General features: G+C 69.5%; 20 protein-coding genes and 1 riboswitch. Of the genes, 12 read left to right on the top strand and 8 right to left on the bottom strand.

The features are described 5' to 3' along the window. Nucleotides 1–5 precede the first annotated feature (5 nt). The 4 genes from acnA to RUH65_RS02065 all read left to right on the top strand — a co-directional run bounded on the left by acnA (nt 6) and on the right by RUH65_RS02065 (nt 5,329). A complete protein-coding gene (gene acnA, locus RUH65_RS02080; RefSeq protein ID WP_313815536.1) occupies nt 6–2,738 on the top strand; it encodes an aconitate hydratase AcnA in 2,733 nt (910 codons plus the stop codon). Between the two features lie 11 nt (nt 2,739–2,749). Continuing rightward, entirely contained in the window at nt 2,750–3,250 is a 501-nt protein-coding gene (gene rraA / locus RUH65_RS02075; protein WP_313815535.1) for a ribonuclease E activity regulator RraA, read from the top strand. A 124-nt stretch (nt 3,251–3,374) separates the two neighbouring features. Further along, nucleotides 3,375–4,688: a histidine kinase gene (locus RUH65_RS02070; protein ID WP_313815534.1), complete on the top strand. Its 1,314-nt coding sequence runs from the start codon at nt 3,375–3,377 to the stop codon at nt 4,686–4,688. Beyond that, nucleotides 4,676–5,329, top strand: a complete 654-nt coding sequence (locus RUH65_RS02065; protein ID WP_313815533.1) for a response regulator transcription factor — start codon at nt 4,676–4,678, stop codon at nt 5,327–5,329. Before RUH65_RS02070 ends, RUH65_RS02065 begins: the two co-directional genes overlap by 13 nt. On the opposite strand, the gene RUH65_RS02060 is transcribed toward RUH65_RS02065, so the two are convergent. Beyond that, complete coding sequence (locus RUH65_RS02060) at nt 5,316–6,440, bottom strand: DNA alkylation repair protein (protein ID WP_313815532.1); 1,125 nt, start codon at nt 6,438–6,440, stop codon at nt 5,316–5,318. The genes RUH65_RS02065 and RUH65_RS02060 overlap by 14 nt on opposite strands. A 159-nt stretch (nt 6,441–6,599) precedes the next feature. Between RUH65_RS02060 and RUH65_RS02055 the strand changes: the two genes are divergently transcribed. The 8 genes from RUH65_RS02055 (at nt 6,600) to RUH65_RS02020 (ending at nt 16,003) form a co-directional block, all read left to right on the top strand. After that, entirely contained in the window at nt 6,600–6,956 is a 357-nt protein-coding gene (locus RUH65_RS02055; RefSeq protein WP_313815531.1) for a DUF1801 domain-containing protein, read from the top strand. Nucleotides 6,957–7,128: 172 nt separating this feature from the next. After that, nucleotides 7,129–7,243: riboswitch (SAM riboswitch) on the top strand. Between the two features lie 55 nt (nt 7,244–7,298). Next, a complete protein-coding gene (locus RUH65_RS02050) occupies nt 7,299–8,570 on the top strand; it encodes an acyl-CoA dehydrogenase family protein (RefSeq protein WP_313815530.1) in 1,272 nt (423 codons plus the stop codon). Continuing rightward, the gene (locus RUH65_RS02045; RefSeq protein ID WP_313815529.1) at nt 8,563–9,342 is read left to right on the top strand and encodes a class I SAM-dependent methyltransferase; all 780 of its coding nucleotides are present in this window, start codon (nt 8,563–8,565) and stop codon (nt 9,340–9,342) included. Before RUH65_RS02050 ends, RUH65_RS02045 begins: the two co-directional genes overlap by 8 nt. Next, on the top strand, nt 9,339–10,982 hold the full coding sequence (locus RUH65_RS02040) for an ABC transporter substrate-binding protein (RefSeq protein WP_313815528.1): 1,644 nt from the start codon (nt 9,339–9,341) through the stop codon (nt 10,980–10,982). The genes RUH65_RS02045 and RUH65_RS02040 overlap by 4 nt, the downstream gene beginning before the upstream one ends. A 134-nt stretch (nt 10,983–11,116) precedes the next feature. Beyond that, on the top strand, nt 11,117–12,097 hold the full coding sequence (locus tag RUH65_RS02035; RefSeq protein ID WP_313815527.1) for an ABC transporter permease: 981 nt from the start codon (nt 11,117–11,119) through the stop codon (nt 12,095–12,097). Then, entirely contained in the window at nt 12,094–13,020 is a 927-nt protein-coding gene (locus tag RUH65_RS02030) for an ABC transporter permease (RefSeq protein WP_313815526.1), read from the top strand. The genes RUH65_RS02035 and RUH65_RS02030 overlap by 4 nt, the downstream gene beginning before the upstream one ends. After that, nucleotides 13,020–14,687: an ABC transporter ATP-binding protein gene (locus tag RUH65_RS02025; RefSeq protein ID WP_313815525.1), complete on the top strand. Its 1,668-nt coding sequence runs from the start codon at nt 13,020–13,022 to the stop codon at nt 14,685–14,687. The genes RUH65_RS02030 and RUH65_RS02025 overlap by 1 nt, the downstream gene beginning before the upstream one ends. Beyond that, nucleotides 14,684–16,003, top strand: coding sequence for an LLM class flavin-dependent oxidoreductase (locus tag RUH65_RS02020; RefSeq protein ID WP_313815524.1), 1,320 nt, complete (start codon nt 14,684–14,686; stop codon nt 16,001–16,003). The genes RUH65_RS02025 and RUH65_RS02020 overlap by 4 nt, the downstream gene beginning before the upstream one ends. Before the next feature lie 7 nt (nt 16,004–16,010). On the opposite strand, the gene RUH65_RS02015 is transcribed toward RUH65_RS02020, so the two are convergent. From RUH65_RS02015 to RUH65_RS01985, 7 genes are all read right to left on the bottom strand, one after another. Beyond that, nucleotides 16,011–18,503, bottom strand: coding sequence for a YhgE/Pip domain-containing protein (locus tag RUH65_RS02015; RefSeq protein WP_313815523.1), 2,493 nt, complete (start codon nt 18,501–18,503; stop codon nt 16,011–16,013). Then, nucleotides 18,503–19,186, bottom strand: a complete 684-nt coding sequence (locus tag RUH65_RS02010) for a TetR/AcrR family transcriptional regulator (RefSeq protein ID WP_313815522.1) — start codon at nt 19,184–19,186, stop codon at nt 18,503–18,505. The genes RUH65_RS02015 and RUH65_RS02010 overlap by 1 nt, the downstream gene beginning before the upstream one ends. A gap of 155 nt (nt 19,187–19,341) precedes the next feature. Continuing rightward, nucleotides 19,342–20,142 (bottom strand): ABC transporter ATP-binding protein, encoded by an 801-nt coding sequence (locus RUH65_RS02005; RefSeq protein ID WP_313815521.1) that lies wholly within the window; start codon nt 20,140–20,142, stop codon nt 19,342–19,344. A gap of 16 nt (nt 20,143–20,158) precedes the next feature. Beyond that, the gene (locus RUH65_RS02000) at nt 20,159–21,091 is read right to left on the bottom strand and encodes an ABC transporter permease (protein WP_313815520.1); all 933 of its coding nucleotides are present in this window, start codon (nt 21,089–21,091) and stop codon (nt 20,159–20,161) included. 26 nt (nt 21,092–21,117) lie between these two features. Beyond that, nucleotides 21,118–22,083 (bottom strand): ABC transporter substrate-binding protein, encoded by a 966-nt coding sequence (locus tag RUH65_RS01995; RefSeq protein ID WP_313815519.1) that lies wholly within the window; start codon nt 22,081–22,083, stop codon nt 21,118–21,120. Nucleotides 22,084–22,150: 67 nt separating this feature from the next. Continuing rightward, complete coding sequence (atzF, locus tag RUH65_RS01990) at nt 22,151–23,878, bottom strand: allophanate hydrolase (RefSeq protein WP_313815518.1); 1,728 nt, start codon at nt 23,876–23,878, stop codon at nt 22,151–22,153. 48 nt (nt 23,879–23,926) lie between these two features. Next, the gene (locus tag RUH65_RS01985; RefSeq protein ID WP_313815517.1) at nt 23,927–24,577 is read right to left on the bottom strand and encodes a GntR family transcriptional regulator; all 651 of its coding nucleotides are present in this window, start codon (nt 24,575–24,577) and stop codon (nt 23,927–23,929) included. Nucleotides 24,578–24,802: the final 225 nt, after the last annotated feature.

The raw sequence follows: 24,802 nt of genomic DNA, 5'->3' as shown, positions 1-24,802 counted from the left end.
GTCTCGTGAGCACTGAAGCTGTTGGCCGTACGACCCCAAGCCAGGCCGGTACGGTCATGGTGAAGGGTCGCCCGCATTCCGCTCTCTTCGCGAGTCAGACCTTGGGGCCGGGCTTCCGGCGCTGGCCAGTGGTGTTGCGCCTGCTGGCGGAGAACGTGGGCCGCTGCGTGCAGGGCCCCGACCGTGACCGGATGCTGGGCTCGCTGCGAGGGTGGATTCACCAGCACACCAGCGAGCACGAGATCCACTTCAGTCCGGGACGCCTGCTGATGCACGATACGACGTCCACGCCGGCCCTGGTGGACATGGCTGCCATGCGGGACGCGATCTCGGCCAGTGGCGGTGACCCCACACGGATCAGTCCGGTCCTGCCGGTGGAGGTCTCCGTGGACCACTCCCTGGCGGTCGAGGCCTTCGGCCGTCCGGATGCCCCGGCGGTGAACATCCGCGAGGAGATCCGGCGCAACCGGGAGCGGTACCGGTTCCTGAAATGGTCATCTGCCGAGATGGACGGCCTGCACATCAATCCGCCGGGGACCGGGATCATGCACACCATCAACCTGGAGCAGTTGGCGACGGTGGTCACCACCGAGGTACGTGACGGCGTCGAATGGGTGATCCCGGACCAGATGCTCGGGACCGACTCGCATACCCCCATGATCAACGGCCTCGGTGTCCTCGGCTGGGGAGTGGGAGGTCTGGAGGCCGAGACGGTGATGTTCGGCATGCCCACCACCCTGAGGATCCCGGACGTGGTCGGAGTGCGGCTGACCGGGTCCCTCGGCCCCGGGGCGCTGGCGACCGACTTCGCCCTGACCGTCACGCATCGTCTCCGCCAGCTCGGCGTGACCGCGGAGTTCGTGGAGTTCTTCGGTCCCGGCGTGGCCACCCTGACCGTGGGGGAGCGGGCCGTGGTGGCCAACATGGCACCCGAGTACGGAGCCACCACCGGGTACTTCCCTATTGACGACCACACCCTGGCCTACCTGCAGTCCACCGGGCGCAGCTCCGACCACATCGAGATGGTCCGGACGGTCGCGCAGGCAACTGGACTCTGGTTCGAACCGGACTCCGAGCCCGAGTACACCCGCACGGTGGAGATCAACCTCTCGAACATTCAGACCTCAGCTGCCGGCCCCCGGCGGCCGCAGGACCTGTTGCCGGTCAGCGGGATCCCCGCCGCCCTCGACCGGGAAGCCGCGACCGAGCCGCCCCGGCTCCCTGCCGACGTGACCCAGCTCCCCGCCGAGGCGGCCCGGGCCGACGCCGGCTCGGCTCGCGCGAGCGTCGCCCCGGACACGGCGTTGCCGTTGTTCCCGGTGGCTCTGGCCTCCATCACCAGCTGCACCAACACCACCGACCCGCGACTCCTGATCGCCGCCGGACTCCTGGCGCGCCGTGCCCGGCAGCACGGACTGCGTCCGCCGGAGTGGGTCAAGACCTCCCTGGCGCCAGGCTCTCCGGCTGCGGCGAGCTATCTGAAACGCGCCGGGCTCTCCGAGGATCTCAGCGCCGTCGGATTCGACATCGTCGGATTCGGTTGCGCCACCTGCATCGGCAACTCCGGATCCCTCACTCCGCAGGTCGAGCAGGCACGGGCCAACGGGCTCGTGCAGCCGGTGGCGATCCTCTCCGGCAACAGGAACTTCCCCGGCCGCGTCCACCCAGACCTGGACCTGGGATTCCTCCTGAGCCCGCCCATGGTCGTCGCCTACGGGCTGGCCGGTGACGCCCACTGGGACGTGGCCAGCGAGCCACTGGGTGTCGCCGCCGATGGCATGAAGATCTACCTGTCCGACCTGTGGCCGAGCGCCGAGGAGATCGACCGGGTCCTGGCCGACGCCGTGGACCCGTCCGACTTCGCCCGTGACTTCCGTGCCGCCTCCCGGTACCGGCTCTGGGAGGAGATCGAGGCGCCGACGGGTCCACTGTTCCCCTGGGACGAGGACTCCACCATGCTGCGCCCACCGCCCTTCGCCGCACCGGGGCAGGGGACGCTCCTGGGCCGCTATGCCGCCCATCCGCTCCTGGTGCTGGGCGATGACATCACCACCGACCACATCTCCCCGGCCAGCGCCATCCCGCAAGACAGCTTCATCGCCGATTTCCTGGTCGGGCAGGGCGAAGACCGGAAGGACCTGAACGTCTTCGCCTCGCGGCGCGGCAACTGGGAGGTGATGGCCCGGGGCGCCTACTACGCCAAGTCGGTCCGCAACGCGCTGACGCCCGGAGGTCCGACGGCACACACCGTGCACGGGCCCAGCGGTGAGCTGATGAGCATCTGGGACGCGGCCGGGCGCTATTCAGCGGATGGTGATCCGGTCGTCGTCGTCGCCGGCGACCGGTACGGGATGGGATCCTCCCGGGACTGGGCTGCCAAGGTTCAACGCCTGCTGGGCGTGCGGGCCGTGCTGGCGTCCAGCTACGAACGGATCCACCGTTCGAACCTGATCGGCATGGGCATTCTGCCGCTACTGGTCCCCGACGAGTGGCGGGAACGGCTGTCCGAACTGCGTCCGGGGGAACAGTTGCACGTGGACGCCCCGGCACACAGCGTCGCTCCGGGGGCCACGGTTCCCGTCACCATCCTCGGGGAGGACGCGGCGGGCGCGGCAGGAACCGAACGGTTCGAGGCCCGCATCGCCGTGGAGACCGACTTCGAGACCGGCCTGCTCCGGGCCGGCGGGGTCATCCCGACCATCCTGTCCCACGCCGGCGCCGAGCCGGTCACCCACTGAGAGGCATATCCATGACCAGCACCACCACACCGGCCGCGGTGATCCGGACCTCCGACGTCTACGACGAGCGCGGCGAAGAGTTGGCCTCGTTGACGACGCGGCTCGAGAACCTCGGCGGGCGCCGGCAGTTCCACGGCCCCGTCCGGACCCTGCGGTGCTTCCAGGACAACGGCCTCCTGAAGCGCCTCATCACCACCCCCGGCGAGGGGGCGGTCCTCGTGGTCGACGGCGGGGGCACCCTGGACAGTGAACTGCTCGGCGGGTCCATGGCCCAGTCCCTGGCCGATCAGGGCTGGGCCGGCGTCGTGGTCTATGGCGCCGTGCGCGACCGGCACGAGCTGGCGGAAACGGCCCTGGGCATCAAGGCACTCGGCAGCAATCCCCGGAAGAGCGCCAAGGCCGGAACCGGTGAGACCGATGTGGTGGTCACGATCGATGATGTCGAGTTCCATCCCGGGGCCCTGCTCTACGCCGACGACGACGGCATCCTCGTCGAGCGCGTCACCGCGTGACCTCTGAGGTTGATGACCACGTCCGTGATCAGCCGGCGGTCTGGTCTTCTCGGTCCGCTCGGCCGACCCAGATTCATCCCTTTGGACGACATCCGGCCCGGTGACTGACCCGTAGGCTGACGAGGTGCTGAGATGGATTCGCCGACCGGGGTGGTACGCCGCCGGGACCACGCTGGGGGCCCTGGTGGCGGGGCTCCTCGTGTTCGCCGTGGTCCGCGGCAGCATGCTGCCAGAGGACCCGGGGACCCTGTCCTCCCTTGAGGCCGTCCGCCTCTCCCTGGTGATGTTCGGCGACCTCCTCTTCGGATTGCTGGCCGTGGCCATCCTGCCCTTCGCGCTCCGGCCCTGGGCCGATGCGTTGTTCTCGGCCCCGGTTGCCCCAGCGGCAGGGTTCGACGCCGGCCCGGAGGCCCAGGGCGCCCCGGCCGCCGGTTCTGCCGCAACCACGGCACGCCCAGGCGTGGACAGCGGCTGGGCGCTCGCGGCCGGTGTAGCCGTGATCGCGACCGCCACCGTGTCCAGTTTGGCGGCACCAGCCCAGGTCATCGTCCTGGTCTCCTTCGCCGCCCGACGCCGGCCCTGGTGGTTCGGCGTGGCCGCCGGCGTGTTCCTCGCGGCAGCGGTCCTCAACGCCTCCGTCGCGGAGCCTGATCCGTCCGCCTCAGTGTGGATGGTGCTGCTCCTCGCCGTGGCGGTGTGCGGTGTCTGCTGGTTGGTGGGATCGGTGCGTCGCGGCCGGCGGGCACTGATCCGCTCCCTGCGCCAGGAGGCGGTCACGGCCCGCCGTGAGCGAGAGGCCCACGCCGAGCAGGTGCGCGCCGCCGAGCGCACCCGGATCGCCCGGGAGATGCACGACAGCCTCTCGCACCGCCTCAGCCTGATCTCCCTGCATGCCGGCGCCCTGGAATACCGCACGGACCTGGACGCCGAGACCCTGCACCGCACGGCTGGATTGGTGCGGGAGACGGCGAGGACGGCGTCACGGGAACTACGGACCGTGCTGAGCGTGCTCCGGGAGGAGGACCACCCCGCCTCCCCGGACGCGACCCTCGCCGCCCTTGAGGGCCTCGTGGCCACGACGCGTGAACTCGGCACTCCGGTCGAGTTCACCACCTCCGGGCTGCTGGAAGCCGATGACGGCGAGGCACTTCCGGAGGTGGTCTCCCGCGCCGTCTTCCGGTTCGGTCAGGAATGTCTGACCAACGCACGGACGCACGCGCCACACGGTCCCGTCCGGCTCACGCTCACCGGGGTCCGCGGCGAAGGCATCACCCTGATCGCCAGCAACCCCGTCCCCGCCCACGCCGTCTCCGATGGCAGCGGCGGCTATGGGCTGATCGGACTGCGCGAGCGCTTCGAACTGCTGGACGGCAGTGTCCGAGTCCAGGCGGCGGCGGGTAGTTTCACCGTGGAGGCCTGGTTGCCATGGCAGAGGTGAGTTCACCGATCCGCGTCCTGATTGCCGATGACGAGTCCCTGATGCGCGCCGGGCTGCGGTTGATCCTCGAGGGTGACCCCGAGGTGACGATCGTCGGTGAGGCCGCCGACGGCGAAGAGGCCGTGGTGCTGGCCGCGAACCTGCGGGCGGACGTGGTCCTCATGGACATCCGGATGCCGCGGTGCGATGGCATCGAGGCGACCCGGCGGTTGCGGACCGCCGTCGACCCGCCGCAGGTCCTCGTCCTGACGGCCTACGACACCGATGATTTCATCCTCGACGCCCTGGAAGCCGGGGCCGTCGGGTTCCTGCTCAAAGACACGCCACCCGAAGACCTGGTGACTGCGGTCCGCCGGGCGGCGGACGGCACGATGGCCGTCTCCCCGACCGTCCTCGCCCGGCTCGTGACGTTCGCGACCCGGCAGGGCCGACGTCGGCCCGTGACGGACCCATTGGAGGGCCTCAGCCCGCGCGAACGGGACGTGGCCGTCAGGGTGGCTGACGGGCTGACGAACACGGAGGTCGCCGGGGAGCTGTTCCTCTCCGTACCGACCGTGAAGACCCACATCGGGCGGATCTTTGACAAGCTGGGCGTGGAGAACCGGGTCCAGCTGGCGATCCGGGTCCTCAAGAGAGGCTGAGGGCCTGATCCGCGGGTAACAGTTCGAAGGGCACCGGAACGGTGGAGATCCCGTTGACCTGCAGGGCGACCGCGTGGCCGCCGGGGTGGTAGCGGCGGGTGGTGATCGCCCGGAAGGAGTGCGTCCGAGTGACGGCCATCTCCTCTCCGGGCTGGAGGGTCCGGGTGGTCAGCTTGAAGACCTTGGTGCTGAGGGTGCTGTTGGCCTTGCGATGGTGGACCACGTAGTCGATGGCGAGACGAGCGGGCTCCGGACCGACGTTGCGCAACACCGCGGTGAAGCGGACCTCTCCGCCCCACGGCACCCGGTCCGCGGTGAGATGCGGCCCGTCGATGTCGACGCACACGGGCCCGAAACCGAGCAGTTCCAGTGCACCCGGGTGGCCGTTCTTGAGGAGGGTGCGCAGACCGTGGCGGACGAGGGCAGACGTCTGCGGCCCAGGGTTCGCCAGCCACCGCTGTGCCGTCGAGACGACGAGGTCCGGGGCATCCCGACTGAGGTCGTTGAGGTGGTTGGACACCGAACGCCGGACGTACTCACTGGGATCCCGGTACAGAGTCTCGAGGAGGGGCACGGTCACGCCGGGATGAGCGGTGATGGCCGGGACGCGCACCGCCCAGGGGAGGTAGGGGCGGGTGCCCTCACTGGCCAGGCGTCTGATGTGCTCGTCCGCGGAATCCGTCCAACCGGCGATGATCGCCAGTCCGCGGTCCAGGTCGTGACGCAGGAGGGTGCGGAGGGAGAACTCCGAGGTGAGCCGGCCCGTGAGTTCTGCCAGGAGGGCCATGGCATCCGTAAACGCTGCTGCGGTGTTCTCCTGGACGGCCCGGGCGGGGACCGCACCCGTGACCGGCCAGATGAGCCAGCCGGCGAAATCCGGTGTGCTGTTTCGCGCCTGACGGATGACGTGGGCGAGCGACTGGTAGTCGCCCGGGAGGTCGGCCAGAAGGGCCTCCCGCAGGAGGTCCGCGCGCTCGCGGAGGGCGAGGCCGTCGAGCGACTCCGCGGCTCGGGGCAACGAATGCAGGTCCGTCCCCGGCACGACCTGCTGGATGGAACGGGTCAGTACGGTGGCGGCGCGTGCACCCAGGAGCTCGTCAGCGGAAGGCATGCGATCATTATCGCCGGGCAGGGTCCGGCGCAGGGGACCGATCCGGAGCGGCCAGTCAGGTGTGGCCCGGGCGGTCCTTCGGCCCAAGGACCATGGACGGCTCGGGATCCCGGGAACGAGAATCTGGACCACCGACAACACCAGAAGCGAGGCACGCCCATGACGACGATCGCGGACCACGACGCCTACATCGCAGCGGCGCCCGAGCCGTTCCGGCCGGAGTTGCAGCGCCTGCGCGCGATCCTGGCCCGCACCCTGCCTGAGGCGGAGGAGATGGTGGCCTACAACATGCCGGGGTTCAGCATCGGTGGCACCGTCGTGGCGAGCTATGCGGCGTTCAGCAAGCAGGGCGGGCTGTATCTCCTGCCGGGCGCCCTCTCCGCACATGCCGATGACATCGCGGCCGCCGGCCTCAAGGCGACCAAGACCGGCATCACCTTCTCGCCCCGCAAGCCGATCCCAGACGAGCTCGTCGAACGGCTGGCGCGGGCCTCGCGCCAGGAGGCCGAGGGCTGAGGGCTCAGCCTGGCCGGTTTCGGACGACGTGGCAGGCCAGGTCATGAGGAGATGACCTCCCATGACGACCTATGGCGTGGTCTCGGCGGTCTTCGCGCACACCGGAGCGTAGAAGTCGTCAGATTAATCAGGTGATGCGGACAGGACCGTGAGTTCGTAGCCTCGTTCCCAGAATCACGAGTTCCGGTGGGAAGCCCTGGCTGGCCGGACTGCAACCCTCTCGCTGTAGTGGGGTGCACCAGGTGATGATTCGGCCGGCCCGCAGCGGTGACCGGCAAGTGCAGCCGGCTGAAGACATCCCTGGATGATCGCTGCCCGGCGCGGCCATCCGAGAGGGCAGCCATGACCACTGTTTCACCGACCCCGGCGCGCACGAGCACCGAAGCGCTCCGGGCGGAGTTCGCACCGCTCTTCTCCCGCATCCGTGCGGGTGCTGTAGAGCGTGAGCGCACTCGAGATCTGCCGTTCCTGGTGGTGGAGGAGCTCAAGGTCAGCGGCTTCACCGCCTTGCGGGTTCCACCGGAGTTCGGGGGCCGGGGCGTGGGGTTGAGCGACTTCGCCGCACTGTTGGTGGACCTGGCCGCGGCCGATTCGAACGTGGCCCACCTCTTCCGCGGGCACATCGCCTTCCTGGAGCGGCTGTTGTTGAGACCCCCCGGGGATCACCGCGATCAGTGGCTGCGCCGGATCGGCGCGGGGGCGCTGATCGGCAATGCCGCGTCGGAGCGCCAGGAGCTATCCGAGATCACCACCCGGCTGGAGCAGCGCGGCGGGCAGTGGACCGTCACGGGGACGAAGTACTACACCACCGGCAGCATCTACGCGGACTGGATCTCCCTCTCCGCCGTCCACGGAGACACCCGGCATTCGGTACTGGTGGACGCCTCCCACCACGGGGTGCGGGTGGCGGACGACTGGGACGGATTCGGCCAGCAGCTGACCGCGAGCGGGGGCCTCACCCTCTCCGAGGTGCCCGTGGACCCCCGGGACGTCCGGGCCTTCGACGCCGATGATCCGCATTCCGGGTTCGTGGTCGGACTCTTCCAGATGATCCTGCTCCTGGTGGCCGCGGGCGTGGCCCAGGCGGCGGTGGAGGACGCGGTGGACTACGTCCGCCCTCGCCGCCGGACGTTTGCCCACCGGGGTGAGCTGGCGCCCCGGGATCAGGACGTGGTCCAGACCGTGGTCGGCGAGGTGGCCGCCAAGGCGCATGCGGCCCGGTTGATCGTGCTGAGTCAGTCGGCGGCGCTGGACGCCTATGCGCGGAAGGCCGCTGACGGCACCCTGGAGGGGGCCAGTACGGATCTTCTGACCAAGGAATCCCAGCGGCTGGCTCGCGACGTGTTCCAGGCGCAACTGGTGGTGCTCGAGCTGGTGCAGCGGGTCACCACCGAGATCTTCGAGGTCGGCGGGGCCTCGGCCACGAGCACCGTCCGGGGCTTGGACCGGCACTGGCGCAATGCCCGAACCATCGCCAGCCACAACCCGGCGAAATACCGGGCGCGGGCGGTCGGCGAGTATCTGCTGACCGGCGAGTTCGCTCTCTGGGGTGGTCAGGGTCCGGCGACGGGCCGGGACGGGCAGGCCGAACAGGAGGACGCGGACCATGACTGACACCTTCGAGGACCTCCTCGAGGCCGGCGCCTCCGCCGACGTGACCGGGTGGAACTTCTCCTGGCTGGAGGGCCGGGCCACCGAGGAACGCCCCCCGTGGGGGTACGCCGGCCGCCTGGCCCGCCGGCTCCGGGACGCCTCCGCCTCTCTGGACATCCAGACCGGCGGCGGGGAGGTCCTGGCCCAGGCTGAGGCGTTCCCGCCGACCGCCGTGGCCACGGAGTCCTGGGCGCCGAACCTCGCGCGGGCCAGCGCACGGCTCCACCCCCGTGGCGTGGTGGTGGTGGCAGACCCGGACGAACCGCCGTTGCCCTTCGCCGACGCCGCCTTCGACCTGGTCTCCAGCCGGCACCCCGCGACCATCTGGTGGGACGAGATCGCCCGGGTCCTGACGCCGGAGGGCACCTACCTGGCGCAGCACGTGGGCCCGGCCAGCGCGTTCGAACTCATCGAGTTCTTCCTCGGCCCCCTGCCCGTAGCCCGCCAGGCGCGGCACCCCGACGAGGAGACTGCTGCCGCACGGGCCGCGGGACTGAACATCGTCAACCTCGAGTCAGCGAGATTGCGGATCGAGATCCATGACGTGGCCGCCGTGGTCTACCTCCTGCGCAAGGTCATCTGGTGGGTGCCCGGATTCACCGTGGCGGGATACCGCGGCCGGCTCCGGGACCTGCATGACCGCATCCAGACGCACGGGCCGTTCATCACCCATTCGACACGGCACCTCATCGAAGCACGCAAACCCACCATCACCGGGGAGAACCAGTCATGACCATCCAGAACCATCCCGCCAGAAGAACTCGCCGGACCGCGCTGTGGCTGGCCGTGACACCCCTGGCCCTGACCTTGGCCGCCTGCAGCCCGGCCGGCCAGACGGCCTCCACCGGGCCTGTGGAGAAGCAGGGAGGAACCCTGACCTACCTCGACGCCGAGGCGTCCCGGTCCACCCAGCTGCAGGGCGCCGGGACCTGGCAGGACAGCGCCTACGTGGAGAACGTCACCGACCGGCTCATCTGGAAGGACCCGGAGACCGGGGAGCTGGCCCCCTACATCGCCGAGTCCTGGGAGGTCTCCGAGGACGGCCTGACCTACGAGTTCACCATCCGTCCCGGCGTGACCTACTCGGACGGGACGCCTCTGGACGCGGCGAGCGTGCAGCGCAACCTCCAGTGGCAGGCGGAAGGGGACGAGGCCAAGGGCATTCAAGCGAACAACCAGTTCCCGGCGGTCGAATCAGTGACGGCCGAGGGGGACACCGTGACGGTGGTCCTGGAGCACCCGTACGCAGAGTTCCTCGACGTCCTCTCGGGCTGGTCCGCCTCCCTGGTCGCTGATGCCACCATCGAGGCCTCGCTGGAGGAGCAGCAGCAGATCACGGGGCTCATCGGCAGCGGCCCCTTTGTGGTGGAGAGCGAGACGTACGGCGAGGAGATCGTCTTCGCCCAGCGCGAGGGCTATGACTGGGCGCCCGAGGGCGTCGGCCAAGAGGGGGAGGCCTACCTGGACAAGGTGGTGGTCCGCGCCGTCACGGACGACACCGTGCGCATCGGCACGTTCCGTTCGGGGCAGGCGGACGCCATCCGCTACATCCAGCCCAGTGACGAGACCCAGCTCGCGGAGCAGGGGGCCCAGATCATCTCCGCGCAGGGACTCGGGGCCACCAACCAGTGGGTCCTCAAGCAGCAGATCCCCGCCCTGCAGGACGTCAGGGTGCGGCAGGCGATCCAGAACGGGATCGACCGCGAGCGCATCATCGAGGACCTCTACACGGAGAACTGGGACGTGGCCCAGAGCATCGTCACCCAGGACGCCTTCGGGTTCAAGGACCAGAGCGAGAAACTTCAGTACGATCCGGACCACGCCAACGCCCTCCTGGACGAGGCCGGCTATACCGAGCGTGACGCCGAGGGGTACCGGGTCAAGGACGGCCAGCAGCTGCATCTGGTGACGGTGATCGACGTCTATGACAGCACCGCCCGGCCGCTGTACCAGTTGGTGCAGGCCCAACTGAAGGAGCTGGGCATCAACCTCGAGCTGAGGGATGCGGACTACTCGCAGGTCTCGGCCGCCTACGCCGCGGAGGACGTGGCGGCCACGCGCTCCGGATGGCCCTACCCGGCACCGTGGGCGACCCTGAGGACGTCCTGGGACCCGGAGGGGACCAACGGATTCGCGCTGCCCTCCGGGGACGCGAGACTGGAGGAGCTCTTCGAGGCCCAGGCCACGGAGACCGACGCCGCCGCACGCGAGGAGATCCTCGGAGAACTCCAAGACCACGTGATCGATGAGGCCTACACCGTGCCGCTGATCAAGGACTCCCAGATCTTCGCGGTGCAGCCCACCGTCCACGACTTCGGTTTCAGCGCCGAGGCCCGCCCGCTGTTCTACGGGGCCTGGACGGAGGAGAAGTGACGGCCGGGGTCCGGACGCACCAGGCCGCGCGGGAAAGCACCGTCTCCCCGGGGAATGATGCCAGGACGCCCGGAACCGCCGCCTCACCGCAGCGACCGGGGCGACCGCGCGTCGGGCAGGGAATGAGGCGGTATGTGGCCGGGCGAGCCGGGCACGCACTGCTGGTGGTGGCCCTGGTCTACCTGCTGACCTACTGGGTGCTCTTCGCGCTGCCCGGGGACCCGGTCCGCAACCGCCTGGAGAACCCGCAGAACCCGGTTCCACCGGAACAAGCCCAGGTCATCATCGAGTACTACAACCTGGACCAGTCCGCCGTGGAGCAGTTCTTCATCACCCTCGGACGGCTCTTCCAGGGGGACCTCGGCTATTCGCTGGGCACCGGCCGCGCCGTGGGCGACCTCTTCGCCCAGGGCATCGGTTCAACGCTGCTGCTGGCGCTCGTGGCCTTCGGGATTGCCGTTCTCATCGCCGCGCTGGTGGCCGTGTTCGCCGTGTTCAGCCGCTCCGCGGCCGTGCGGGCCGTCCTCACGGTCTACCCCTCGCTGGCGCTCTCCACCCCGAGCTTCCTCGTGGGGCTCTTCCTGCTGCAGATCTTCTCGTACCAGCTTGGTTGGGTCTCCGCCCTGGATACCGACGGTCCCGCGGGGCTGATCCTGCCGGCGTTGACCCTCGGGATCGCGGTGAGCCCCTCCGTCACGCAGGTGCTGATCCAGGGACTCGGCGAGGCGAACGACCAGCCTTTCGTCAAGGTGCTCAAGGCCAAGGGCCTGTCACGCGCGCAGATCATCGGCCGGCACCTACTGCGCAACGGCTCCATCCCGGCGCTGACCCTGCTCGCCCTCACGATCGCGGACCTGATCGCCGGCTCGGTGATTGTGGAGTCCGTCTTCAACCGGGCGGGGCTCGGCCTGGTGACGGAACAGGCCGTGCGCTCACAGGACTCACCCGTGGTCCTGGCCGTGGTGCTGTTCGTGGCCGCGTTGTACTCGGTGGTCAACCTGATCGCCGACCTCATCTACCCCTTGATCGACCCCCGCATCGTGATCACGGAGTCCCGGGTGGCCCAGCATCCGGCGCGGGGGCGGCGGCTCCGTGTGCGGAAAGGATCATCATGACCAGCACCCTGCCGACCCCCGCAGCCCTCGCTCCGCAGGACGGTGGAGCCCCGTCACCGGACGGTGGCCCCCGTCCGGCCCCGGGACCGGACGGCCGACGGCGGGTCCGGGCGGTGGTGCGCAGCATGCGGACCGCTGACTGGCTCGCCGGGCTCTTCGTCCTGGCGTTGCTGCTCGCCGTCGCCGCACCCGCGCTGCTGACCGCCTACGATCCCCTGGACGCGGGGGCGGGCCAGATCCTCGAGGCGCCGGGGGCCGCCCATCCGCTCGGTACCGACTACCTCGGCCGGGACCTGGCCTCCCGGCTGGTCTTCGGGACCACCACCACGTTCTCGGCGTCGGCCGTGGCCGTCTCCGTGGGCCTGGCCGGGGGGATCCTCCTCGGTCTCGTGGCCGGGTACCTCGGTGGCTGGGTGGACGCCCTGGTGAGCCGGATCGTGGACGTGTTGCTGTCCGTTCCGGGACTCCTGCTGTCCATGGTGATCATCGTGGCGCTCGGCTTCGGGGCGATCAACGCGGCCATTGCCGTGGGAATCTCCTCGATCGCGAACTTCGCCCGCATCACCCGCTCGGAGGTCCTGCGGATCCGGAACTCGGCGTTCGTGGAGGCCGCGCAGCACCAGGGCTCGGGCCGCACCCGCACACTCATCCATCACATCCTGCCGAACTCCCTGGGGCCCGTCCTCACGCTGATCCCTCTGCAATTCGGCGGGGCCATCATCTGGATCTCCGCCCTGAGCTTCCTCGGCTTCGGAGCGGTGCCGCCGCAACCGGAGTGGGGCCTGCTCGTCTCCGAGGGGAGGCAGTACGTGATGTCCGCCCCCTGGCTGCTGATCGGTCCCGGGCTCGCCATCGTCCTGACCGTCCTCTCGCTGTCCCACCTGCAGCGCCTCGCGGCGCGGCTCAGAAAGGAATTCTCCTGATGACGCTCACCACCACCCGGCCCAGTTCCCCAGTGGAGGGGCTTGACGAAGCGGCGGCCTCGGGGCCGATCGCCGCCGAGGTCAGCGGCCTGCATCTGACGTACGTCTCGCGCCAGGGACGCACCACCGGCGTGGAGGACGTGTCCTTCGCGGTCCCCCGCGGAGAGACCGTCGCCCTGGTGGGCGAGTCCGGCTCCGGCAAAAGCTCCGTGGTCTCCGCGCTGGCGGGGTTGCTGCCGGACAACGGCAGGATCGAGGCCGGGCGGCTGACGCTGAACGGCCGGGAGGTGACCTCCCTGACGGACCGGCAGTGGCGGCCGCTGCGGGGTACCGTTCTCGGCTACGTCCCCCAGGATCCCCTGGGTTCCCTGGACCCCCTGATGTCCGTGGGCCAACAGATCGCGGAGTCCGTGGCACAGGCCCGCGGCGTGGGCTCCGCCGAGGCCGCCGACGCGGCCCTGGAACTGCTGGAGCACGTGGGCATCCTCGACGCCGCGCACCGCTACCGGTCCTATCCGCACGAGCTGTCCGGCGGTCAGCTCCAGCGGGTGCTGATCGCCAGCGCCCTCGCAGGCCGGCCCCAGGTCCTGATCGCAGACGAGCCGACCTCCGCGCTGGACGTCACGGTGCAGAAGAGAATCCTGGACCTGCTCACCTCCCTGCAACGCGAGTTCTCCCTGACACTGATCCTCGTGACCCATGACCTGTCTCTGGCGGCGGAGCGGGCGGACAGCGTGGTGGTGCTCCGGCACGGACGCGTTGTTGAGCAGGGCCGGGTGGATGAGGTCCTGCACCGTCCTGTCTCCGAGTACACCCGCCAGCTGTTCTCCGACGTGCCCGCCCTCAACCCGGACAAGTACGCGGTCCGGCTGCAGGAGTCCGCCGCCCGCCGTGATCCCGCGGCGCGGGCGATCAGCGTCCGCGGCCTGTCCAGGTCCTTCGTGCCCGGCGTCCGGGCCGTGGACAGCGTCGGCTTCGAAGTGGCGGCGGGGGAGATCCACGCACTGGTCGGCGAATCAGGATCGGGCAAGACCACGATCGCTCGCATCGTCGCCGGCCTGACCGGGTTCGACCAGGGGACGGTCGAGGTGTTCGGCGAGCAGCTGGAGAGGACGCCTCCGGTGGTGAACGCCTCCCCGGAACGGCTGCAACTCGTCTACCAGAACCCGCTCTCCGCCCTGAACCCCCGTATCCCCGTGGAGGGGCTGGTGGCCGAGCCCCTACGGATCCGCGGCCTCGATCGCCGGTCGGCGCTGGAGGAGGCCCGGAGAATGCTCGACCGTGTGGGCATCGGTCGCGAGCTCTGGCGGCGCAAGGCCAGCCAGCTGTCCGGCGGCCAACGCCAGCGGGTGGCCATCTCCCGGGCCCTCGTCCTCTCGCCCTCGGTCCTCGTGCTGGACGAGCCGACCTCCGCGCTGGACGTCACCGTCCAGGCGCAGATCGTGGACCTGCTCTTCGACCTCCGAGAGCAGTACGGCCTGACGTTCCTGTTGATCTCCCACGACCTGAGCCTGATCCGGCAGGTGGCCGACACGGTCACGGTGCTCGAGCGCGGTGCGCTCGTGGAGTCCGGTCCGGTCCGCCAGGTCTTCGAGGAGTCAACACAGTCCTACACGCGCGCGCTGATCGACGCCGTGCCCCACCCCACCCGAGAGGATGCCCGATGACCCACCGTCCACAACAGATGAGTATCGGCATGAACGTCCTGGGGCTGGGCGGTCACGCGGCCGCCCGCCAGTTCGGGGAGGTGCCCGCCTCCGCCACCACGGATGTCGAGTACTTCACCACCATCGCCAAGATCTCCGAACGAGGCGCCCTCGATGCGGTCTTCCTGGCCGACGGCCCCGCCTTCCAGGGGGACCCCGCCCAACCCACTGGGAAGCTGGACCCCATCGTCCTGCTGACGGCCGTAGCCGCGGCGACCGAACGGATCGGGGTGATCGCCACCGCCTCCACGTCCTACAACCACCCCTACAACCTGGCCCGCAGGATCTCCTCCCTGGACCACATCAGCGGCGGCCGGGCGGCCTGGAACGCCGTCACCACCGCCGGTGATGCGGCCGCCCGGAACTTCGGCCAGGACGGGGCCGCGTTCCACTCCGATCGATACCGCCGCGCCGACGAGTTCGTCGAGGTGGTGACCCGGCTCTGGGGGAGCTGGGATCCGGAGGCCGTGGAACGGGGGGACGGCACCCAGGACCTGGTGCACCCGGTGGGGCACCGGGGGGAGTTCTTCTCCGTGGAGGGGGCCGGAACGCTCCCGCACACGCCACAGGGCCGGCCGGTGATCGTCCAGGCCGGCGCGTCCGAGGGCGGCCGGAATCTCGGTGCGAAGCACGCCGACGCCATCTTCACCACCCAGACGACCCTCGAGGACGGGATCGCCTTCGCCCGGGACATGAAGCGGCGCGCCGCGGCCTTCGGGCGCGACCCCGAGACCCTGAGGATCATGCCGGGTCTCTCCACCGTGATCGGCTCCACCGAGGAGGAGGCTCACCGCAAGGCGGACGAGCTCGACTCGTACCTGTCCCTGGACCAGGAACTCGGTCTGATCGCCGGGCGCCTCGGCATCGACGCTCGGGAGCTCGACCTGGACCGGCCCCTGCCCTGGGAGAAGTTCCCGAAACCCAGTGACTCGGTGAGGACCAGCCACGGCTTCCTCGAGGCACAGCTCAACCTCGCCCGCCGGGAGAACCTGACACCTCGGCAGCTCACCCAGCGGATCCGCAGTGGTCACCGGCTCGCCATCGGCACACCGGAGCAGATCGCGGCCACGCTCACGGAGTGGTTCCAGGCCGGGGCCGGGGACGGTTTCAACATCATGCCGGACACCTTCCCCTCCGGGGCGGAGATCTTCGTGGACCACGTGGTGCCGGAGCTGCGCCGGCGGGGGGTCTTCCGCAACGAGTACGAGTCCACCACCCTGCGCGGGCACCTGGGGCTGCCCGCGCTCTCCACGGCGGCCCTGGCGGGGCACCGCTGAGAGCGGGCTACGCCGTGGCCACCGCGGTCCGCACCTCGGGCCGGTCCGTGCCGGAGGTGGCCTGGCGTGCCTTGATGCCCTGGAGCGCCACGGCCACCACCAGCATCGCCACCGCGACGCCCATCCAGATCAGCATCACCGTGATCCCGTGGTCCACACCGATGGATCCACCGGCAATGAGGGAACGGAAGGACTCCACGGCGTAGGTCATCGGCAGCCAGGGGTGGATCGCCTGGAAGAACGCGGGTGCGGTCTGGACGGGATAGGTGCCGCCGGCGGCCGAGAGCTGCAGCACGATCAGCATCAGGGCGAAGAAGCGCCCGGGCGGGCCCAGCAAGGCGATCAGCGCCTGGTTGATGGCCATGAAGGTCACCGAGGTCAGCACGGCGAAGCCTGCCAGCCCCCAGGGGTTCACCGGCGTCAGGTCCAGGCCGAAGACCAGCACCGAGACCATCACCAGGGACTGCGCCACGCCCATCAGCGCGGGCAAAGCGGCCGAGCGCAGCAGCACCCGCCACAGCGGCTTGCGCTCGGCGATCATGGTCTCGCGGACGGCCGGGCGCATCAGGAAGTACCCCAGCGCGCCCACCCACAGGGCCAGGGCCATGAAGTACGGGGCCAGGCCGTAGCCGTAGGAGGGGACCTCGTTGGTGCGTTCCAGGTCCGCGCTCACCGGCAGGGCGGCCACGGAGCCGATGCTCGAGGCGTCCTGGTCCGTGTAGCTCGGCACGTCCGCCGTCCCGTCCCGCAGGGAAGTGAACAGCTGGCCGGAGCCATCGGACAGGTCCCCCAGCCCGGAGGCAAGCTCGCGCGAACCGTCATCGGCAGTGGCCAGTCCGGAGGACAGCTCGGAACTGCCCGCGGCCAGCTCTTGCGCACCGGAGGCCAGCGCCGGCATCCGGGCGGCCAGCTGGCCGGCGCCGTCGCTCAGCTGCGAGGTGCCATCGGCCAGGGTCTGCGCGCCGGTGGCCGCCGTGGAGATCCCGTCCCTCAGCGTGCCGGAGCTGTCCGCCAGGGCCTGGGCCCCCGCGGCCACCTGGTCGGCGCCGTCCGAGAGGGTGTGGATGTTGTCCGCCACCTCGGAGACCGTGGCGGCGGCCGTGGACGCTGCGGAGCCGAGCTGGTCCACGTGGGCCTGCAGACCGGCCAGCCCCGAGCCGGAGGAGGAATCCCCGACGATCCCGCCGAGCCCCTCGTTCACCGTGGACGCCCCTGCCGCGGCCTGCTCGGCGCCGGCCGTCACCTGCCCCGCACCGTCCGCCAGCTCGGCGAGGGCGGCCTGGCGCTGCTCGTCGGTCATCGCACCGTAGGCGGCCTGCAGGTTGGCGATCCTCTCCTCCAACGCGCCCGCATCACCCTGGACCTGCTGCACGCCGGTCACCACCGCGCCCGCGCTGTCCCGCAGCTGCTGCGCACCGGCCACGGCCTCGTCCACTCCCGCCGTGAACTGCCCGGCTCCGCCCGAGAGGCTGCCCGCAGTGTCCTCGAGGGCGGTGACCCCCTGGTCCAATTGCCCGACGCCGGCCGCCACCTTCCCGGCCCCGTCCGCCAGGGTCTGGGTCTGGCTGGGCAGGGACTCGGTCTGGGACCGCATCTGGCCCAGCCCCGAGCTGAGCTGTTGCGCGCCGTCGTTCACTGACGTGGCGCCGTGGGCGAGTTCCTGGCTGCCGGCGTCGGCGGAGGCTGCTCCCTCGGCCAGCTGCTGGGCACCGGTGTCCACGGTGACGGAGCCGTCCGCCAGCTGGTCGATCCCGACCACCAGGTCACCGGCGCCGCTCGCGGCATCCTGCGCACCCTCGGCCACCTGCCCGGCGCCGTCGGCGGCCTCCTGCATGCCGTCATGCACCTCGGTGAACCCCAGCAGCACGTTCTTCACGTACTCCTCGCCGATGCCCTCGGCGACCGTGCTGGACGCGGTCTCGCCGATGGTCTTCGCGATGGTGCCCATGATGATGTTCGCGCCGTCATTGGTCTGCATGCGCAGAGTGGACTGCTCCGCGTCCGCCGCCTCGCCCGTGGACAACCCGGCCGCGTGCGTGGAGAACTGCTCCGGGATGGTCAGCACGGCCAGCACGTCCCCGTTCTCCAGGGCCGACTGGGCCTCGGCGTCGTCCATCGGCTGCCAGTCCAGGTTGTCCGTGTCCTCGTCCGGGTGCACCAGCTCCTCGGCCAGGTCCTCACCTAAGTGGATCGTCTCGCCCTGGGATGCGGCCGGCTCGTCCAGGTTCACGACGGCGGCCGGCACCGCATCGAGGCGACCCGTCGGGTCCATGTTGGAACCGGTGAGCAGCCCCGAGTACAGGGACGGGATGATGGCCAGGGCCAGCAGGATCACACCGAACCAGGCCACGGCGCCGTACTTCTGGAGCGCAGAAGCCCCGGCCTTCGTGGGCTGCGGTGGGGACCCGTCGGCGGAAGAGTCGGGGGCGCCGGCGGCTGCCCACGGCCCGGCGCTGTTCCGGAGCTGGAAGGTGGGCTTGCGGTTCCGTGGCGGCGCCATCAGGCGATCCTTTCCGGGGAGGTGCCGGCCGGCGTCGTGCGCGGGTGTGTGGGGATGGGGGTGGAAGCCGGCGATGCCGAGCGGACCGCGGCGATCTCCTGTTCCGTGGCACCGGAGCTGGACAGGAGGAGGGAGGAGAGGCGGTCCACCATCTCCTCGACGTCCTCCAGCGGTTCGGTGGAGGTGGCCAACCACTGCTGGACCAGCCACACGGTCCCCGCGGCCAGGAAGTCGGCCCGCTGCCGGGGAGTGTCCGGTCCCTTCCTGCGGTGGATGACCGGGCCCAGGGGAGAGGACGTGAGCAGGCGGCGGGACAGGTAGGTGATGAAGTCGGTCATGACGATCGCCGGACTGATCGCCAGCACGGCGAGGTAGAAGCGGCGGTGTTCTGCCAGATCTGTCAGCAGGGTCATGAACGTGCCGCGGGCGAAGGCTGTCCAGGATTCGCCGAGCGCCGCCTGCGGGACACGGCTGAACGTGGCTTCCATCCTCTGCAGAGCGACCTCCCTCACCAGCGAGGGGATGTCCTTGAAGTACTTGTAGAAGGTGGGCCTGCTGACCCGAGCGCGCTGCACCACGTCCGTGACGCTCAGGTGGTGGGGGTCCACGCCCTCGTCCAGCAGCGCCGTGACCGCGTCCACCAGCGGTGCCAGTGACCGTCCATCCTGCACTCGATCGCTCATCAATGTCTCCCTTGCCCTGCAGTTCAGAGCAAAGTTTACACCTGTAAAAAAGTCCCGAGCGGTGTGAGGGCGCTACCGCGCGCTGATCCGAAGGGTTCTCCCAAGTTGGGCGCGGAAGAGGTTGACATGTGTCAGATTCAGGGGCCAGGGAAAGCCTACGCCGGGACCTCGTTCCCCGCGTGGACCAGCCCGTTGATGTACCGCTTGATCTCGTTGAACTCGCCGGAGGCGGGATCACGGTCCTGACCCAGGGTGATGGGGACGACCTCACGGACATGGCCGGAATTGCCATGGGACGATCCCCCCGCCATGACGACGACCCGATCCGCCAGGAAGACGGCCTCCTCGATGCTGTGGGTGACGAACAGGATCGTCACGCCGGCCTCGAGATGGGTTCGTCGCAGCTCCTGTTGCATCCCGCTTCTCGTCAGGGCATCGAGTGCGCCGAACGGTTCGTCCATCAGCATCACGGCCGGTCGGTTGGCGAGGACCCGGGCGATGGCCACTCGCTGCTGCATGCCACCCGAGAGCTGGTGTGGAAAGGACTTCGCGACCCGGGTCAACCCCACGGACTCCAGGGCCCTGGAGGTGCGGTCCTGCACGTCGGCCTTGGCCAACCGGGCCTGCCTCGGACCGTAGGCGATGTTCTCCGTCACCGTGAGCCAGGGGAACAGGCCGTAGTCCTGGAAGACCACACCACGGTCTGGGCCGGGGCCGTTGACGTCCCGTCCGGAGACCTGTGCGGTGCCGTCCGTGGGCTGCTCGAAGCCGGCCACCATGCGCAGGACCGTCGACTTCCCGCAGCCGCTGGCTCCGACGATGCACACGAACTCGCCGCTGTGGATGTCCAGGTTGACGTCTGCCACGGCCGGCAGGGGAGCGCCGGGGAAGTGCTTGCCGAGATGGGTGAGGACCACCGTGCCGTCGACGGCGGTGCCCAGAGGTGTCATGCTCATGTGATTTCTCCTGGTTCTACGTGGCGAGGGGGCGGCGGCCGACCACGAGGCGGACGGCCAGGGTCAGCAGGCGATCGGCTGCGAAGCCGGCCAGGCCGATGACGATCATCCCGGCGATGATCAGGTCCGTGCGGGACTGCTCCTGGGCCTGGGTGATGGCAGCGCCCAGTCCGGTGGTGATACCGACGGTCTCTCCGACCACGAGGATGACCCATGCCAGACCCAGCGCCACCCTCATGCCGCTGACGATGCTGGGGATGGCGGCCGGCAGGACCACCTTGTAGAGGGCCTGGCTGGTGGGGGTACCCAGCATGGAGGACGCCTCCAGCAACCGTTCCGGCACCTGCTGGACCCCGGTGATGGTGTTCAGCAACAGTGGGAAGAACGCCGCGAGGAAGACCAGGAACACCGTGGACCGATCCCCGAACCCGATGATCAGCAAGGTGAGAGGAGCCCACGCGGTGACCGGGATCGGTCGGATGAGATTGATGGTCGGTTCCAGCATCCGGAAGACGGTCTTGGACCGGCCCATCACCACACCGAGGGGAACAGCGAGGGCGGTGGCCAGGCCGAAGCCCTGCAGGACGCGCAGGGTAGAAGCCCACAGGTGGGCCCACAGGGTGCCGCTGAAGGCGTCATTCATGACCCCGCCGAAGGCGAAGTCCCACAGCCGTGCGCCGACGTCCATGGGCGTGGGCAGGAAGGCCATCTTGATGCCGAAGGGAAGGATCCACTCGCCCTGGACGCCCAGGGTCCACAGGATCAGGAGGACGATGGGGACGGGGATGGCCAGTAGCCAGGCGCGGCCCGTGCCGGATCGGCTGGCCGTGGATGGCTGCCTGGAGGCTGCTCCTCTCGTGGAGGTGCCCCCAGGGGGCGGGGCGGTGGCGGGGGCTGAGGCGACATCACCGGCGGTACGCGCGGAGGTCGTCGGGACTGGAGTGGTCATGGGTCCTCCTTTGATCAGTGCTCGTTTTAGTCGTTGACGGTGGAGGCATCAACGAAGGTGGGGTCGAGGGCGGCCGAGGTATCGACGCCCTCGCTGATCTGCCCGAAGGCCAGCATCTGTTCGGCCAGGGCGGCGACCTGCGCCTGATAGTCGTCATCGAGTTCCCACCGGGGCGTGACGTTCTGAATCGCGAGGTCGGCCACGGCGGCATCCATGCCGAAGTCCTCCACGAGGCCCGCTGACCATTCCGCGGGGTTCTCCGCCATGTACTCCGAGGCCTGGATGTGGGTGTCCACGACCTCCTGGGCGAGGTCCGGCTCCTCGGCCACGAACTCGCCGGTGGCGGCCAGCACGATGTTGACCTCTCCCACCGGGGTGTCATAGGGAGACACGATGTCAACAGCTCCGGCGTCCATGGCCACCGATGGGCCGATCTCGGCTGAGGACATGGCATCGATCTGACCCGAGGTATAGGCATTCGCCATTTCGGAGAACGGCAGGTTCACCAGGGTGACGTCGTTGTCCGGGTCAATCCCCAGGTTCTCGAGCGTGAGCTTGAGCAGGATCTCCTGTGAGGCACCCATGGGGTAACCGATGGTCTTGCCGGCCAGGTCCTGCGGATCCGTGATGTCCGGAGCCCCGACGATGCGGGAGCCGCCGTCGGCCGAGGAGGCGATGATCTTGACGTCCTGGCCATCAGCCAATCCGGCGAGAACAGACGGTGCGCCGGTGACGCCCAGATCAATGGATCCGGAGACCACGGCGTTCTTGATGTCCGAGGAGGAGTCGAACAGGACGATCTCGAAGCTCTTGCCCTCCGGTGCGAACTGATCGTAGAAGTACGGGGTGTACAGGTGTGGTTGGGCTCGGAGGGTGCCCACGGTGATGGTGTCCCCGGCTCCCTCCGCGGGTGCGCAGGCAACCATCGAGGCGGCTACCAGACCACTGACGGCGGCGAGGGACAGGGTACGGGTGAGGCGGGTGTTCGGCATGGTGGGTGCAGCTCCTTGGAGGGGGTTGGACGGAGAGGGGCGAGTAGAGAGGAACGCTATGGAGGGGCTAGGCGTGGACCGGGAGGGGGGCGGGCGCGGCCTCACCGGCAGCGTCCAGGTAGGCACGCCAGCCGCCGAACGAGGTGATGTCCCGTTCCACACCCTGGACCTGGCCGATGAATCCGCAGACGGTGCGTCCGTCCGAGAGGGAGACCTGCCCCAGCCCCATCGGCGCCGGCAGGCCAGTCAACAACCGCGCCAGAGAGGTCAGGGGGAGGCGCCACAGCTCGCCGGGCACGGAGATGCCAGAGGCGGACGGGGCCACGATGGGACGCGGCGGGGACCCTTCGGCCAGGTAGAGCCGGTGGTTGGCTGCCGTGGTGATGTCGTCGATGAAGCGACCGCCCAGGTCCGTGAGCTGACGGTTCAGGGGCTGGCCGCGCAAGTGCGCCCCGAAGACGGCCAGGTCGATTCCGGCGGTGGTGGACAGGGCCGGCGGCTCACGGAGGAAGTCCGCGGCGAGGTCGATCCCCACCTGGTCGTGGAATGCCCTGGTGACGAACGTGATCCCGAAGGCGCCGTCCCCGGTGGTGTGGGTGACGGGAACAGCGATGGCGGCCATGTCCATGAGATTGACGAAGTTGGTGAAGGTCCCCAGCCCTGTGTTGATGAGACCGGCGTCGTCGGCGAGGACATCCGTCATCAGGGGGTGCTCCGGCGCTGTGGGGACCACCAGTGCGTCCACGCCCTGCAACAGCTCCCGCCCCCGTCGGGTGAGTTCAGCCAGCACCTGCTGGTCCTGGATGACTGTGACTCCGGGGATCTCTTCCGCGTGGGCGGCAATGCGCCCCACGTGGGGGTCCGTCCCCTCCGGGTGTTCGGCCAGGAACCGTCCGAAGCTGGCGGCTCGTTCTGCGACCAGGCCGCCATCATAGAGGAGCCGCCCGGCCTCCGCGAAGGGGGAGAAATCGATCTTCTGGACGGTGACGCCACGGCCCACCAACTGTGCGATCGCACCAGCGAAGGCAGTCCGGAAGGCCTCGGGCAGGCTGGTCAGATCCCGGTCCTGGGGGATCGCCACCACGGGATCCCGGGGAGCGGACAGGGGCGCCGTGTCCGGCAGCACCCGACTGTGCGGGTAGCGCTCCGAGGGAGCGGACGCGATCCGGAGGACGGCTGCGGACAACGCGACGGTCGGCGCGAAGACGGAAACGCAGTCGTAGGACGGGCACGCGGGGACCACGCCGTCCGCGGCGACCAGCCCGTACGTCGGCTTCAGCCCGATGATGCCGTTGAAGGCGGCGGGAACCCGTCCGGAGCCGGCCGTGTCAGTGCCGAGTGAGAAGTCCACGAGTCCCTCTGCCACGGCCACGGCTGATCCGGAGCTGGAGCCGCCGGACACCCGTTCCGGCGCGAGGGCACTGGAGGGTTGGCCGAAGGGACTGCGGGTGCCCACCAGGCCGGTGGCGAACTGGTCCAGATTGGTCTTGCCGATGAACACCGCGCCGGCGGCTCGCAAGCGGCTCACCACCGAGGCGCTGACCACGGCTCGCCGGTCGAAGCCCGGGTGGGCCGCGGTCGTGCGGAGCCCGGCCACGTCGATGTTGTCCTTGACGGCGAAGGTCAATCCGGCCAGAGGCATCTCACGGCCCGCTGCGAGTTCGCGCTCCACACCCCAGGCCTCGTTCAGAGCTGCGGATTCGTCCTGCAGGGAGATCCAGACGTGACTGCTGTGGGCAGCGGCGATGCGCGCGTAGGAACGGGCGACCGCAGCGGTGGGGGAGAGGGAGGGCATCAGTATCCTTCGTTGTCGAATGGCCAGGTCTGGGGCATCTGGCCCGGGTTACAGGGAGAAGCTGTCCGTGGCGCGCGCCAGGGACACCGTCTGGGATTCGCCGATGTGACTCTCCAGGGCTTCCAGCGCCTCCAGGAGGCGGCAGGTCAGGACCAGTTCGCCGATCTCGAGGTGCTCGTCGATGGTGCTGTTGATGCGGTCCTGAGTGAGGTAGTCGTGCATCCTGACCGAGCGGATCCGCTGGTTGACCCCCTTCAGGATCTCGACCATTTCCGTGTTGCCGGAGGCCAGCAGCAGCGTGAGGTGGAATTGCTCGTCGGCGGTGACGAATCCAGCGTCCGGGGTGACGCCTTGGGATTTCCGCTCATGCCACAAGGCGAGCTCATCCTCGATCAGCGCGGTGTCATGGACGGTGTCCGCGCCGCCCGTACAGCGGACGATCCCCTGACGTTCCAGCGTGACGCGTAGCTCGTAGAGGTCGGACAGTTCCTTGCGGGTCGGCATGTACCGGTACAGGGCGCCGTCTCGGAAGGCCAGCAGCCGATCTGCGCGAAGCCGGGCCAGGGCGTCACGGGCCGGCGTGCGGGAGACGCTGTAGCGCTCCGCCACCCGCATCTCGGTGATGCGGACCAGCGGCGAGATCGCGCCGGCGAGCAGGTCGTCCCGCAACTGGAGGTAGACCCGCTCCTGTTCGGTCACCTTGCGTCCTGACGCCGCGGCGCCGGGGAAGCCCTGCCGTGTATCCACCGTTGTATCCATGCCTTGAATACTGGCCACTGGATGTTTCGGAGCTGTTGCTGGGCGTTGATTCCGCGTAACCGTTGTGGGTCTTTCATGTTTCCCGTGGATGCGGCATGTCCCGCGCATCTCCGCACCTCCAGAGGGGCACGGGACAGAACGACGCCGGCCCGGTCACCTGGGGTG

The organism is Citricoccus sp. (assembly GCF_032154715.1).
Taxonomy (GTDB): Bacteria; Actinomycetota; Actinomycetes; order Actinomycetales; family Micrococcaceae; genus Citricoccus.
This window is presented reverse-complemented; position numbering and strand designations above follow the sequence as displayed.